Source organism: Erwinia artemisiae (assembly GCF_051400835.1).
Taxonomy (GTDB): Bacteria; Pseudomonadota; Gammaproteobacteria; order Enterobacterales; family Enterobacteriaceae; genus Erwinia; species Erwinia aeris.
In genome coordinates this window covers 175512-189140 of the sequence record NZ_JBLFFM010000003.1, presented here as the reverse complement: position 1 = coordinate 189140, position 13629 = coordinate 175512, and the positions used below count along the sequence as shown (strand labels likewise).

The following is a 13629-nucleotide window of genomic DNA, read 5'->3' as shown; positions in this document are numbered from 1 at the left end:
GCGCGTAAATTTTGATATTTTGACAGAAGGCTGACTTATTCCTCACGGAGTCAGTCACTTCTGAAGTCTGCTGAATAGGGTCGGGAAATGGCAAAAGTATCACTGGAGAAAGACAAGATTAAGTTCCTGCTGGTCGAAGGCGTGCACCAGAGCGCGATTGAGAATCTTCGGGCGTCAGGCTACACCAACATCGAATTTCACAAGGGCGCGCTGGACAGCGAAACGCTGAAAGAAGCGATCCGCGATGCGCACTTTATTGGTATCCGCTCGCGTACCAACCTGACCGAAGAGATTTTCGCCGCGGCAGAAAAACTCGTCGCGGTAGGCTGCTTCTGCATCGGCACTAACCAGGTCGATTTGCAGGCCGCAGAAAAACGCGGTATTCCGGTGTTCAATGCGCCTTTCTCCAATACCCGATCCGTAGCAGAACTGGTCATCGGCGAGCTGCTGCTGATGCTGCGCGGCGTACCGGCCGCCAATGCTAAAGCGCACCGCGGCATCTGGAACAAGCTGGCGGTCGGCTCCTATGAGGCGCGCGGCAAAAAGCTGGGCATTATCGGCTATGGCCATATCGGTATGCAGCTGGGCGTGCTGGCCGAAAGCTTAGGGATGCACGTCTACTTTTATGATATCGAAAGCAAGCTGCCGCTCGGCAACGCCACGCAGGTTCGCTACCTCTCCGAACTGCTGAATATGAGCGATGTGGTCAGCCTGCACGTGCCGGAAACGGCCTCCACCCAGAATATGATGGGTGCGGAAGAGCTGGCGATGATGAAACCCGGCTCGCTGCTGATCAACGCTTCACGCGGCACGGTAGTGGATATTCCGGCGCTGTGCAAAGTGCTGGCGGACAAACATCTGGCCGGCGCGGCCATCGACGTCTTCCCGGAAGAGCCGGCAACTAACGCCGATCCGTTTAATTCGCCGCTGTGCGAGTTCGACAACGTGATCCTGACGCCGCATATCGGCGGTTCAACGCAGGAAGCGCAGGAAAATATCGGGATTGAAGTAGCGGGTAAACTGGCGAAATACTCAGATAACGGCTCGACGCTGTCAGCGGTTAACTTCCCGGAAGTGTCGCTGCCGATGCATGGCCAGCAGAGCCGCCTGCTGCATATTCACGAGAACCGTCCCGGCGTGCTGACCGCCATCAACAATATCTTTGCCGGTCAGGGCATCAACATTGCCGCGCAGTATCTGCAAACCACGCCGCAGATGGGCTATGTGGTGATCGATATCGATGCGACGAAGGAAGTGGCCGACAACGCGCTTCAGCAGATGAAAGCGATTCCGGGCACCATTCGCGCTCGTCTGCTTTACTGATGACGCAAAGCGTCCCCGCTCGTGGGACGCTTTTCCTGCCATTGCCAGAGCCGCGAAGGCGTAATTATCGCCGGCAAAGGCACATCCCATTCCGCCACGGGCAATGTTTCTACCTGCTGACAGTCATGCGCCAGGCCAATCGGCAACAGGCCGTGCTGCGGCCAATTTTGCAGAGTGCGGTCATAAAAGCCGCCGCCCATACCCAGACGCTGTCCGGCCCGATCGAACGCCACCAGCGGCACCATTATCACATCCAGCTCGTCCAGCGTGGCCAGGTTGCGGATATCCAGCGGCGGTTCCGGGATACGCAGACGGTTAGGCTGCAACAGCGTTTCCGTGTCATAGCGCAGAAAAAGCAGCTGACCGCGTGAAAAAGGGTGCAGTACGGGCAGATAAACTTCCTGATGACGCTGCCAAAGTTTGGCAATCAGCGGACGGGTATCCAGTTCGCCGTCGAAGGACAGGAACAGCGCGATTTTGCGGGCCTGCTGAACGGGTTTGAAGCTTAGCGCATGTTCGGCGACCGTTACGGCGGCCAGGCGCTGCTGTTCTGGTGTCAGGTCACGACGCAAATGGCGAATGTGAGTACGAATATCCTGACGATCGAGAAGGCTGAGGTTCATCAGTTTCACCGTGTCGGAAGCGGGATAAAGCAGGGAACCCGAAAGCGCCGGGAAAAACATGGCTTTGCAGGTGGTAAAGAAGGGAATCTCCGAGATGCCGCCGCAGGCTGTAACCCTTGAACCCTTGGTTCAAGGTGAGTGTACCGTCATAACCATCAGGCTTCTCGGACGGACCGAGCATGCACACAGGTTACAGAGCGCCACACTCTGTTTGGTATGAAATATCGGCTCAGGGGACTGGCCCGCTTGCAAACACCTCAGAGAATTTTTTACATCACCGTTACTGTAACACAGATAACGTTAACGTGTTATTCGAATTGCGTTCCAGTTCTTTCCGTAATGCGACCTTGTTCAAGCAATGCCTGCTCGATAGTCTGCTGTAACATTCGGATACGCTGTTCCATATTACTGGCATAATCGCGGGTTTTCATCTTTTCCTGCGCTAACTCATGGCAGATGTTCAACGCGGCGATAAAAACCAATTGTTCAGTATTGGTGACTCTAGTGCGAACTTTAAGATCTTGCAACCGTTGATTAAGGTCTTCGGCGGCCAGATTCAGCGCATCTTGCTGTTCAGGCGGACAATTCACTCTTAAGGAACGGCCAAAAATTTGAATATCTACGGGCTGTGCAGACATAAAACCATCCTGACTGATTACTTCGCCGGTAATCTCCCTTGCCGCTCAATGGCTTGGGAGGGGCGCAACTATATCTACCCCTGGCAGAAGAAACAACCCCTTTCTGGAATCAAAGAGGCACCTGGTGGTAGCATAACACGAACTTATCCAGCCAACGATGACCAAAACCTATGTCACTAACAAACACAATGCCGGGCTACGACGCGCTGGCTTCAGCACTGACGCAGCAGGGCGTGGGAATGACCCCGGCTGAAATGCACGGCCTGATCAGCGGAATTCTCTGCGGCGGTAACAAGGACAGCAGCTGGCAGACGCTGGTACACGACTTAACGAACGAAGGCATGGCCTTCTCGCAGACGCTGGCTCAGCCTTTACAGCAGCTGCACCAGGGCATCGGCGATACGCTGGAAGACGAAGGTTTCCTGTTTCAACTCTATTTGCCGGAAGATGACGATATCACCGTCTTCGATCGGGCGGATGCGCTGGCGGGCTGGGTTAACCACTTTCTGCTGGGCCTGGGCGTGTCGCAGCCGAAGCTCGATAAGGTCAAGGGCGAAACGGGCGAGGCGATTGACGATCTGCGTACTATCGCCCAGCTCGGCTATGATGAAGATGAAGACCAGGAAGAGCTGGAACAGTCGTTGGAAGAGGTGATTGAGTATGTGCGCGTGGCGGCGCTGCTTTGCCACGACACCTTTACCCATATCGCGCCAACGGCGGTGGAAGTGAAAAAACCAACGCTGCACTAATTTCTGCCACGCCAGGGGCGGCGACAGAAAAAAAGCGCGCTGTATGCGGGCGCTAAGATGGATTGCATTCAGGAGAAGCGGATGACACAGCAAGAGTTCGTGCGCCGTCGCCAGGCGCTGCTGGCAAAAATGGCACCGGCCAGCGCGGCGGTGATCTTTGCCGCGCCGGAGGCGACGCGCAGCAATGACAGCGAGTACCCTTATCGGCAGAACAGCGATTTCTGGTATTTTACCGGCTTTAACGAGCCTGAAGCGGCGCTGGTGCTGATCAAAAGCGCGGAAAACCATAACCACAGCGTGCTGTTTAATCGCGTTCGCGATCTGACCGCTGAAATCTGGTTTGGCCGTCGTCTGGGTCAGGATGCCGCGCCGGAAAAACTCGCTGTCGATCGCGCGCTGCCCTGGGATGCCATCAGCGACCAGCTGCCGCAGCTGCTGAACGGCCTGGACGTGGTTTATCACGCGCAGGGACTTTACGAACAGGCCGACATGCTGCTGTTTGGCGCGTTGGAGAAGCTGCGGCGCGGCGCTCGTCAGAACCTGACCGCGCCGTCGACGCTGACCGACTGGCGGCCCTGGGTGCACGAGATGCGCCTGTTTAAATCGCCGGAAGAGCTGGCCGTGCTGCGTGAAGCCGGTCGTATCAGCGCGCTGGCGCATACGCGGGCGATGCGGCAGTGTCGGCCCGGAATGTTTGAGTATCAGCTCGAAGGCGAAATCCAGCACGAATTCAACCGTCACGGCGCGCGCTTTCCCTCTTACAACACCATAGTTGGCGCCGGTGAAAACGGCTGCATCCTGCACTACACCGAAAACGAGTCCAGGATGCGCGACGGCGATCTGGTGCTGATTGATGCGGGCTGCGAGCTGAAAGGCTACGCGGGCGACATTACGCGCACTTTCCCGGTTAACGGCAAATTCAGCAAGCCTCAGCGCGCCGTCTACGATATCGTGCTGGCATCGCTTAATCGGGCGCTGGAACTGTTTCGTCCCGGCACCAGCATCCGCGAAGTTAATGCGGAAGTCGTGCGCATTATGGTGACGGGGCTGGTCGGGCTGGGCGTAATGCAGGGTGATGTTGAGACGCTGATTGCGGAACAGGCGCATCGCCGGTTCTTTATGCACGGCCTGAGCCACTGGCTGGGGCTGGACGTGCACGATGTCGGCGGCTACGGTCACGAACGCGATCGCGTGCTGGAGCCGGGCATGGTGTTGACGGTCGAGCCCGGTCTGTATATCGCGCCGGATGCGGATGTGCCTGTGGAATATCGCGGCATCGGTATCCGGGTGGAAGATGACATTCTGATCACCGAGGATGGCAACGAAAACCTGACCGACAGCGTGGTGAAAGATCCGGATGAGATTGAAGCATTAATGGCGGCGGCTAAAACATTATGAGCATGATCATCGCAGGCGGCGGGATGACGGGCGCGACGCTGGCGCTGGCTGTTTCCTGGCTGACCCAGGGCAGGCTGCCGGTGACGCTGGTCGAAGCGCAGGATCCGGCTTCAAGAACGCACCCCGGCTATGACGGACGGGCGATAGCGCTGGCGGAAGGCACCTGCCAGCAGCTGGCGGCGATCAACCTTTGGCCCGCGCTGAAAGCGTGCGCCACGCCGATCACCCACGTTCACGTCAGCGATCGCGGGCATGCCAGCTTTGTGTCGCTGGCTGCGGAAGATTATGACATTCCCGCGCTGGGGCAGGTGGTTGAGCTGCACGATATCGGCCAGCGGCTGTTTAAGCTGCTGCAAAAAGCGCCGGGCGTACGCGTGGTCTGCCCGGCGAAGGTGGCGAAGGTCGAGCGGACGCAGCAGCAGGTCAGCGTGCTGCTGGATAATGACGAAACGCTGACGGGGCAGCTGCTGGTGGCCGCAGACGGTTCCCGCTCCGCCGTGGCCGCCTCCTGCGGCGTGCAGGTGGCTTCTGAGGATTATCAGCAGGTTGCTGTTATTGCCAACGTTTCCACCGCACAGCCGCATCAGGGAAGGGCGTTTGAACGCTTTACCGAAAATGGCCCGCTGGCGCTGCTGCCGATGTCCTCTGGTCGCAGTTCGCTGGTGTGGTGCCACCCGCTGGCGCAAAAAGCGCAGGTTGATAGCTGGGACGATCGGCAATTTTTAGACGAGCTGCAAAAAGCCTTTGGCTGGCGGCTGGGACGCTTTACCCAGGTTGGGCAGCGCTACAGCTATCCGTTGGCGCTGCTGTCCGCTTCGCAGCACGTTTCCCATCGGCTGGCGCTGGTCGGCAACGCGGCGCAAACGCTGCATCCGATTGCGGGCCAGGGATTTAATTTAGGTATCCGGGACGTAATGTCGCTGGCGGAATCCGTGGCCGCCGCCTGGCGGGCGCAGCAGGATATCGGCAGCTACGGCGTGCTACAACAGTTTCAGCAGCGTCGCCAGCCGGATGCCGTTGCTACTATCGGGATAACCGACAGTCTGGTCAGGCTGTTTGCTAACCGCTACACGCCGCTGGTGCTGGGGCGAAATCTGGGCCTGTTGGTGATGGATTCGCTGCCGCTGGCGCGTAATTTGCTGGCCGAGCGCACGTTAGGCTGGGTCGAGCGTTAAGGAGAAAGCAGTGATGCAAACTTATGATGTTATTGTCGCCGGTGGCGGAATGGTCGGCCTGGCCGTCGCCTGTGGCTTACAGGGCAGCGGCATGAAAATCGCCGTGCTGGAACGCGAAGCGCCGCAGACGACGAACGACAGTGCGCCGGCGCTGCGCGTCTCCGCCATTAATGCCGCCAGCGAGCGCCTGCTGCAGCACCTTGATGTCTGGAGCGCCATTCAGGCCAACCGCGCCAGCGCCTATCACGGGATGGAAGTCTGGGATCGCGACAGCTTCGGCCGGATTGAATTCGATGACGCTCAGCAGGGCCTGGCGCATCTGGGCCACATTATTGAAAATCCGGTTATTCACCGGGCGCTGTGGCAAAAAGCCAGCGAATCACGGGATATTACGCTGATTACGCCAGCGGAGCTGCAGCAGGTGGCGTTTGGCGATAACGAAGCCTTCGTCACGCTCAGCGACGGCACCATGATGACGGCGCGCCTGCTGGTGGCCGCCGACGGCGCCAACTCCTGGCTGCGTAACAAGGCGGATATTCCGCTGGCGTTCTGGGATTACGATCACCATGCGCTGGTGGCCAATATTCGTACCGAACAGCCGCACGACGCCGTTGCACGCCAGGTGTTTCACGGCGAAGGCATTCTGGCATTTCTGCCGCTCAGCGACCCGCACCTCAGCTCAATTGTCTGGTCGCTGCCGCCGCAGGAAGCCACGCGTTTACAGTCAATGCCGGAAGAGGTCTTTAACCAGCAGCTGTCGGTCGCCTTCGATATGCGTCTGGGGCTGTGCAAGCTGGAAAGCGAGCGCAAGGCTTTCCCGCTGATGGGCCGCTATGCGCGTAATTTCGCGGCGCATCGTCTGGCACTGGTTGGCGACGCGGCGCATACCATTCATCCCCTGGCGGGGCAGGGCGTTAACCTGGGCTTTATGGATGCCGCCGAGCTAATCGGCGAGATCAAACGCCTGCATCAGCAGGGCAAAGATATTGGCCAGCATCTTTACCTGCGACGCTACGAGCGCAGCCGCAAACACAGCGCGGCCGTGATGCTGGCAAGTATGCAGGGCTTTCGCGAGCTGTTTAAAGGCAATAATCCCGCGAAGAAGCTGCTGCGTGATATCGGCCTGAGCCTGGCAGATAATTTGCCTGGCGTGAAGCCGCGTCTGTTAAAGCAGGCGATGGGCCTGCACGATCTGCCGGAGTGGCTGCGGTAATAAATTGCAGCGTTCAGGCCCGACCTGAACGCTGGTTATTTTATCCCACATCTGTCATTGTTTACCTCATATTTCCTTATCTTCCTTGCTTCAGTCTGAGAAATAATGCGGTAGGCACTTACCCGTCTGCAACCTGGTGCTTCTGCCACAATACGAAAAGAAAACACATCGGGGAGCGGTGCATGACCCGTAAGTGTCATACGCAGAGAATTCCTGGTTTGCGCAGATAATACGACCGGCCCGGACAAAATCAATCCCTTTTTTGATGATGGTCATAAGACTGCCTGATTTTGCTTTGCCGCTCTGGAAGTGTTTAAAGGAATTGTGTTAAGTCACTACGCAACAGGAGTAAAACGATAGTCGATGTAAACAAGGAGAGTAACTCATGGCATGGAATTACAATGTAATGCTCAGGACCTTCAAACATAACGGTATATATAAGTTCAGTGCGCGTTACGCTGGCGCGCCGGGCTATAAGGATAATCCGTCTGCGTGATAAAGGTCCATTACCGAGAGGGAAGTACAGGATTGTGGGCATACCGTTCACGCATAAAAAAGCAGGTGTGTTTACGCTAAGGCTGGAACCAGACAGGGGCAACAGCATGTGCAATCGCGAGGGTTTTTTAATTCATGGTGACAGCAAAAAGGCGCCCGGTACGGCATCAAATGGCTGCATTATACTGGCTCCCTGGTATCGTCAACAAATATGGGACAGCATGGACAAGGAGCTGATTGTTGAATGAAGTATCTACTGTTATTTCTGTGCCTGACCGCATTCAGCTCTGTAGCTGTTATTGATAATAATTGCAAAGACCTGCACTCCGGAACTGCAATAGCCATGACGGATACAATGTCTGCTACTTTGAATATAGATAAAAATACGATAGCAAAGGAGGAAACTAAAACAGAGCTTATTTTTAACGAGCCTGTAAGTGACATTCTTTCAGAACAATATGCTCTTGAAGTTTTAAAGAACGCCCAGAGTGAAAAAATACCCAAAGTAAAGGAGATCTTTTCCCAATACAATGCCAGGAACCTGATAATTAAGTTCACATTCAAAGATATCAACAATAAAGAAGATATCTTTCTGGTTTCGGCTATTGCTAATGATTACGAATGCGACGTGAATTTTAATGGTTTTATTACTGTTAAGCGTGAATTTTGATTTTTGCTCCTTTGCTCCTTTGCCCCTTTGCCCCTTTGCCCCTTTGCCCCTTTGCCCCGGTGTAGGGGCTTCTTAATTTCCGCGCGTTACTTTCCGGACTGCGCACCAGCATGATTTTTTTCGACCCTCGCATTCGTCACCAGTATCAAAAAAGGCACGGTAAGCCTGGCGGGCATAGGTTTAAATCCGAGGCCAGCGCAGCGCGTCTCCGCCATTAACGCTTCCCTGTCTAACGTAGAGTTGGAAGCAAAAAGGCCAGAGCGACATTCATTCTTTGTAGATAGCACATGCAAAAAACGCCAGGTTGTAAGTAATACAGTAACTTTATGCACTAGCACACCTTTCATGCCTAATACTGAGTCTTTATGTTTTTAAATCACAGGTGAAGTACATCCTGAGCGCGCCATTCTTAAGATGTAAACAAGGAAATTTCATCCGGTGCATCTTGATTGTGCAGCCTGCCCCAAACGGGCGCGTCGTTTGAGAAATTCTAATTTAGCGTGCTTCTTCGCATTACTTTTACTAATCATCAGGTTTGAGCCATAAAGCAGGTTTTTATCTTCAACGGGCTGATACCTTACTTTTATCCTGAGATTCTGGCTGCTTAATAACATATTTGCGTATTAACTGCGCAAAAAGCGGTGATTTTATCTGGCTGATTTTGCTGCCTGAGAACGCCGTCAAAAAAATCATACCCGTTTTAACTTATGGTTAACGCTGGATTTCGGTGGTAAGTTCGGAGCAAGGATATCGTTTGCGCCGGGCTGCCTGCCGACGCCGAACACTTTGCCTGAGGAAGAAGATGAAACAGACCCCTTTGTTCGAACAGCATCAGGCCTGCGGCGCGCGCATGGTGGATTTTCATGGCTGGATGATGCCGCTGCACTACGGTTCGCAGCTGGATGAGCATCATACGGTTCGTAGCGATGCCGGCATGTTCGACGTGTCGCATATGACTATTGTCGATCTGCACGGCGTCCGCACCCGTGAATTTTTACGCTACCTGCTGGCCAACGACGTCGCCAAACTGACCCAGCCCGGCAAAGCGCTTTATACCGCTATGCTCAACGCCTCCGCTGGCGTAATCGACGATCTGATTGTTTACTTTATGACCGAAGAGTTTTTCCGGCTGGTGGTGAACTCCGCCACGCGGGAAAAAGATCTCGCCTGGATTACCCAACATGCGGAAGGCTATGGCGTGACGCTGACCGAGCGCGACGACCTGGCGCTGATCGCGGTGCAGGGGCCGCAGGCGCAGGCAAAAGCCCGTTCGCTGTTCGATGAGGCGCAGCGAGAGGCCGTAGCGGACATGAAGCCCTTCTTTGGCGTGCAGGCTGGCGAGTTGTTTATTGCTACCACAGGCTACACCGGCGAAGCCGGGTATGAAATCGCCCTGCCCAACGAGCAGGCGGCGGATTTCTGGCAAAAGCTGCTGGCGGCGGGCGTGAAGCCTGCCGGTCTGGGCGCGCGCGATACCCTGCGCCTGGAGGCCGGCATGAATTTATACGGGCAGGAAATGGACGAGGGCGTTTCGCCGCTGGCGGCCAATATGGGCTGGACAATCGGCTGGCAGCCTCAAGAGCGCGATTTTATCGGCCGCGAGGCGCTGGCGTCGCAGCGTGAAAAAGGCACCGAGCAGCTGGTCGGTCTGGTGATGACCGAGAAAGGCGTACTGCGCAACGGCTTACCGGTGCGCTTTACCGACGCGACCGGCAACCTGCAGGAAGGCATTATCACCAGCGGCTCTTTCTCGCCAACTTTAGGCTACAGCATTGCGCTGGCTCGCGTTCCCGCAGGCATTGGCGAGCAGGCGATTGTGCAAATCCGCAACCGTGAAATGCCGGTTCGCGTGACCAAACCCGTTTTTGTACGCGCCGGTAAAGCGGTAGCGTAAAAGGCGCTTTCCGCGCTTCAGCTGCGGAAAACGACCCGGAATTATTTTAAGGAGATCAGGCGATGAGCAATGTTCCAAACGAACTAAAATACCGTGAAAGCCATGAGTGGGTGCGTAAAGAAGAAGATGGTACCTATACCGTAGGCATCACCGCCCACGCGCAGGAGCTGCTGGGCGATATGGTGTTTGTCGATCTGCCCGAAGTGGGCAACACCTACAGCCAGGGCGAAGACTGCGCCGTAGCCGAGTCGGTAAAGGCCGCATCCGATATTTATGCGCCGGTCAGCGGCGAAATTGTCGAAGTCAACGGCGCGCTGGAAAGCGAACCGGAGCTGGTCAACAGCGATCCCTACAGCGATGGCTGGCTGTTCCGCATTAAGGCCAGCGACGAGTCCGAACTGGAATCGCTGATGGACGCGGACGCCTACAAAACCAGCATTGACGAATAGACGGCGGCAGCGCGGGCCGTGCTTCTGCGGCCCGGATTTATTTCGTCAGCAATTTATTAGCCCTCTCCGGAGCTCCGTCTCCTTAATGCCTTTGCCCGATGCAGGATTTACCGCTAATGACTACTCTCAGCCAGCTTGAACATACCGGCGCTTTTATCGAACGCCATATCGGCCCTTCGCCAGCCCAGCAGGAAGCGATGCTGAACGCGGTAGGCGCCGCCTCTCTCAGCGAGTTGATTACCGCTATCGTCCCGGCTGATATTCAGCTGCCCGGCGCGCCTGCCGTCGGCGATCCCCTGACCGAACATCAGGCGCTGGCCGAGCTGAAAGCGATCGCCAGCCGCAACCTGCGTTATAAATCCTGTATCGGGATGGGCTACACGCCGGTGCTGACGCCGCCGGTTATTCTGCGCAACATGCTGGAAAATCCCGGCTGGTACACTGCCTACACGCCTTATCAGCCCGAGGTTTCTCAGGGCCGACTGGAAGCGCTGCTGAACTTCCAGCAGGTCACGCTGGATTTGACCGGCCTGGATATCGCCTCTGCTTCGCTGTTGGATGAAGCGACCGCCGCCGCCGAGGCGATGGCGATGGCGAAGCGTGTCAGCAAGCTCAAAAACGCCAACCGCTTCTTTGTGGCCGAAGATATTCATCCGCAAACGCTGGACGTGGTGCGGACGCGGGCGGAAACCTTTGGCTTTGAGGTGGTGGTCGATAAGGCGGCGCGCGTGCTGGATCATCAGGACGTGTTCGGCGTGCTGCTACAGCAGGTCGGCACCACTGGCGAGGTACATGACTACACCTCGCTGATCCATGAGCTGAAGGCGCGGAAAGTGATAGTTAGCGTCGCTGCGGATTTTATGTCGCTGGTGCTGCTGACCGCACCGGGAAAACAGGGCGTGGATATCGTGTTTGGCTCTGCGCAGCGTTTTGGCGTTCCGATGGGCTACGGCGGCCCTCACGCAGCCTTCTTTGCCGCCCGTGACGAATACAAACGCTCAATGCCAGGGCGCATTATCGGCGTCTCGCGCGATGCGGCGGGCAACACGGCGCTGCGGATGGCAATGCAGACTCGCGAGCAGCATATCCGTCGTGAAAAGGCCAACTCCAATATTTGTACGTCACAGGTGCTGTTGGCCAATATCGCCAGCCTGTACGCGGTCTTCCACGGCCCGCACGGCCTGAAACGCATCGCCTCGCGCATTCATCGCCTGACGGATATCCTGGCGGCCGGGCTGCAAAAGGGCGGCATGACGCTGCGCCATCAGAGCTGGTTCGATACGCTGACCGTTGAAGTCACGGATAAAGCCGCGGTGCTGGATCGCGCGCTGAGTTTCGGCATCAATCTGCGCACCGATATCCACAACGCGGTGGGCATCACCCTGGATGAAACCACGCTGCGGGAAGATGTGGCGGCGCTGTTCTCCGTGCTGCTGGGCGAAAATCACGGTCTGGATATCGACGAGCTGGACAGCGCCGTGGCCGACAGCGCGTCCGTTCCGCCAGCGATGCTGCGCAAAGAGCCCATCCTGACGCATCCGGTCTTTAACCGTTACCACAGCGAAACCGAGATGATGCGCTATATGCACAGCCTGGAGCGCAAGGATCTGGCGCTGAATCAGGCGATGATCCCGCTCGGCTCCTGCACCATGAAGCTGAACGCCGCCGCTGAGATGATCCCGATTACCTGGCCGGAATTCGCGGAGCTGCACCCGTTCTGTCCTGCCGATCAGGCCGCCGGCTATCTGCAAATGATCGGCCAGCTGTCGCAGTGGCTGGTGCAGCTGACCGGCTATGACGCGCTCTGTATGCAGCCTAACTCCGGCGCGCAGGGCGAGTATGCGGGCCTGCTGGCGATCCGCCGCTATCACGAAAGCCGTGGTGAAGCCGGACGTAATATCTGTCTGATCCCCAGCTCGGCGCACGGCACCAATCCGGCCTCGGCACAGATGGCGGGCATGGCGGTAGTCGTGGTGGCCTGTGACAAACAGGGTAATATCGATCTGCACGATCTGCGGCAGAAAGCGGAACAGGCGGGCGAAGCGCTCTCCTGCATTATGGTGACCTATCCTTCCACGCACGGCGTCTATGAAGAAACCATCCGCGAGGTTTGCCAGATCGTTCATCAGTATGGCGGCCAGGTTTATCTGGACGGTGCCAACATGAACGCCCAGGTCGGCATCACCACGCCTGGCTATATCGGCGCGGACGTCTCGCACCTTAACCTGCATAAAACCTTCTGTATTCCGCACGGCGGCGGCGGGCCAGGCATGGGGCCGATTGGCGTAAAAGCCCATCTGGCGCCATTTGTGCCGGGCCACAGCGTGGTGCAGATTGACGACATGCTGACGCAGCAGGGCGCGGTGTCCGCCGCGCCGTTCGGCAGCGCTTCTATTCTGCCTATCAGCTGGATGTATATCCGCATGATGGGCGCGGAAGGGCTGAAGCAGGCCAGTTCGGTAGCGATCCTGAACGCCAACTATATTGCTGCGCGCCTGAAATCGGCCTATCCGATCCTGTATGCCGGACGGGATGGGCGGGTAGCGCATGAATGCATCCTGGATATTCGTCCGCTGAAAGAGCAAACCGGCATCAGCGAACTGGATATTGCCAAACGCCTGATCGACTATGGCTTCCACGCGCCGACCATGTCCTTCCCGGTGGCGGGCACGCTGATGGTGGAGCCGACGGAATCGGAAAGCAAAGTGGAGTTGGATCGCTTTATCGACGCCATGCTGGCTATCCGCATGGAGATCGACCGCGTGGCGGAAGGTGAGTGGCCAGCGGAAGATAACCCGTTAGTTAATGCGCCCCATACGCAAATGGAGCTGGTCGGCGAGTGGTCGCATCCCTACACGCGCGAGCTGGCGGTCTTCCCGGCGGGCAGCGCGAATAAATACTGGCCGACCGTCAAGCGTCTTGACGATGTTTATGGCGATCGAAATCTGTTCTGCTCCTGTTTGCCGATGAGCGAATATGAATAAAGCAGCATAGCGATACAG

12 protein-coding genes and 1 other RNA gene are annotated in these 13629 nt (G+C 56.7%); 10 read left to right on the top strand and 3 right to left on the bottom strand.

Annotated features, from left to right (window positions below):
• Positions 1-87 precede the first annotated feature (87 nt).
• Positions 88-1323, top strand: coding sequence for a phosphoglycerate dehydrogenase (serA, locus tag ACMGEE_RS08705; RefSeq protein ID WP_253458643.1), 1236 nt, complete (start codon positions 88-90; stop codon positions 1321-1323).
• On the opposite strand, the gene ACMGEE_RS08700 is transcribed toward serA, so the two are convergent.
• The 3 genes from ACMGEE_RS08700 to zapA form a co-directional block, all read right to left on the bottom strand.
• The gene (locus tag ACMGEE_RS08700) at positions 1317-1946 is read right to left on the bottom strand and encodes a 5-formyltetrahydrofolate cyclo-ligase (protein WP_253458645.1); all 630 of its coding nucleotides are present in this window, start codon (positions 1944-1946) and stop codon (positions 1317-1319) included. The two genes, serA and ACMGEE_RS08700, sit on opposite strands and share 7 nt — an antisense overlap.
• An 82-nt stretch (positions 1947-2028) precedes the next feature.
• Positions 2029-2213: non-coding RNA, 6S RNA (ssrS, locus tag ACMGEE_RS08695), on the bottom strand.
• Between the two features lie 41 nt (positions 2214-2254).
• Complete coding sequence (gene zapA, locus ACMGEE_RS08690) at positions 2255-2584, bottom strand: cell division protein ZapA (RefSeq protein ID WP_125287340.1); 330 nt, start codon at positions 2582-2584, stop codon at positions 2255-2257.
• A 170-nt stretch (positions 2585-2754) separates the two neighbouring features.
• Between zapA and ACMGEE_RS08685 the strand changes: the two genes are divergently transcribed.
• The 9 genes from ACMGEE_RS08685 to gcvP all read left to right on the top strand — a co-directional run bounded on the left by ACMGEE_RS08685 (position 2755) and on the right by gcvP (position 13611).
• Entirely contained in the window at positions 2755-3333 is a 579-nt protein-coding gene (locus tag ACMGEE_RS08685; RefSeq protein WP_125287341.1) for a YecA/YgfB family protein, read from the top strand.
• An 81-nt stretch (positions 3334-3414) separates the two neighbouring features.
• Positions 3415-4731 carry a Xaa-Pro aminopeptidase gene (gene pepP / locus ACMGEE_RS08680; protein WP_301730070.1) on the top strand — a complete coding sequence of 439 codons (1317 nt, stop codon included), beginning with the start codon at positions 3415-3417 and terminating at the stop codon, positions 4729-4731.
• Positions 4728-5906, top strand: a complete 1179-nt coding sequence (gene ubiH, locus ACMGEE_RS08675; protein WP_436829903.1) for a 2-octaprenyl-6-methoxyphenyl hydroxylase — start codon at positions 4728-4730, stop codon at positions 5904-5906. Before pepP ends, ubiH begins: the two co-directional genes overlap by 4 nt.
• 13 nt (positions 5907-5919) lie before the next feature.
• The gene (gene ubiI / locus ACMGEE_RS08670) at positions 5920-7119 is read left to right on the top strand and encodes an FAD-dependent 2-octaprenylphenol hydroxylase (protein ID WP_436830004.1); all 1200 of its coding nucleotides are present in this window, start codon (positions 5920-5922) and stop codon (positions 7117-7119) included.
• Positions 7120-7565: 446 nt separating this feature from the next.
• A complete protein-coding gene (locus ACMGEE_RS08665; protein ID WP_436829902.1) occupies positions 7566-7862 on the top strand; it encodes a tlde1 domain-containing protein in 297 nt (98 codons plus the stop codon).
• Entirely contained in the window at positions 7859-8284 is a 426-nt protein-coding gene (locus tag ACMGEE_RS08660) for a hypothetical protein (RefSeq protein ID WP_125287345.1), read from the top strand. The genes ACMGEE_RS08665 and ACMGEE_RS08660 overlap by 4 nt, the downstream gene beginning before the upstream one ends.
• Before the next feature lie 802 nt (positions 8285-9086).
• Positions 9087-10178: a glycine cleavage system aminomethyltransferase GcvT gene (gene gcvT / locus ACMGEE_RS08655; RefSeq protein WP_253458653.1), complete on the top strand. Its 1092-nt coding sequence runs from the start codon at positions 9087-9089 to the stop codon at positions 10176-10178.
• A gap of 62 nt (positions 10179-10240) precedes the next feature.
• Positions 10241-10627: a glycine cleavage system protein GcvH gene (gcvH, locus tag ACMGEE_RS08650; protein WP_125287347.1), complete on the top strand. Its 387-nt coding sequence runs from the start codon at positions 10241-10243 to the stop codon at positions 10625-10627.
• A gap of 116 nt (positions 10628-10743) precedes the next feature.
• Positions 10744-13611 carry an aminomethyl-transferring glycine dehydrogenase gene (gcvP, locus tag ACMGEE_RS08645; RefSeq protein WP_394148241.1) on the top strand — a complete coding sequence of 956 codons (2868 nt, stop codon included), beginning with the start codon at positions 10744-10746 and terminating at the stop codon, positions 13609-13611.
• Positions 13612-13629: the final 18 nt, after the last annotated feature.

Bases quoted from the DNA above. Each gene is read 5' to 3' on its own strand.
- serA (WP_253458643.1), top strand. From the start codon at position 88: ATGGCAAAAGTATCACTGGAGAAAGACAAGATTAAGTTCCTGCTGGTC.
- ACMGEE_RS08700 (WP_253458645.1), bottom strand. From the start codon at position 1,946: ATGAACCTCAGCCTTCTCGATCGTCAGGATATTCGTACTCACATTCGC.
- zapA (WP_125287340.1), bottom strand. From the start codon at position 2,584: ATGTCTGCACAGCCCGTAGATATTCAAATTTTTGGCCGTTCCTTAAGA.
- ACMGEE_RS08685 (WP_125287341.1), top strand. From the start codon at position 2,755: ATGTCACTAACAAACACAATGCCGGGCTACGACGCGCTGGCTTCAGCA.
- pepP (WP_301730070.1), top strand. From the start codon at position 3,415: ATGACACAGCAAGAGTTCGTGCGCCGTCGCCAGGCGCTGCTGGCAAAA.
- ubiH (WP_436829903.1), top strand. From the start codon at position 4,728: ATGAGCATGATCATCGCAGGCGGCGGGATGACGGGCGCGACGCTGGCG.
- ubiI (WP_436830004.1), top strand. From the start codon at position 5,920: ATGCAAACTTATGATGTTATTGTCGCCGGTGGCGGAATGGTCGGCCTG.
- ACMGEE_RS08660 (WP_125287345.1), top strand. From the start codon at position 7,859: ATGAAGTATCTACTGTTATTTCTGTGCCTGACCGCATTCAGCTCTGTA.
- gcvT (WP_253458653.1), top strand. From the start codon at position 9,087: ATGAAACAGACCCCTTTGTTCGAACAGCATCAGGCCTGCGGCGCGCGC.
- gcvH (WP_125287347.1), top strand. From the start codon at position 10,241: ATGAGCAATGTTCCAAACGAACTAAAATACCGTGAAAGCCATGAGTGG.
- gcvP (WP_394148241.1), top strand. From the start codon at position 10,744: ATGACTACTCTCAGCCAGCTTGAACATACCGGCGCTTTTATCGAACGC.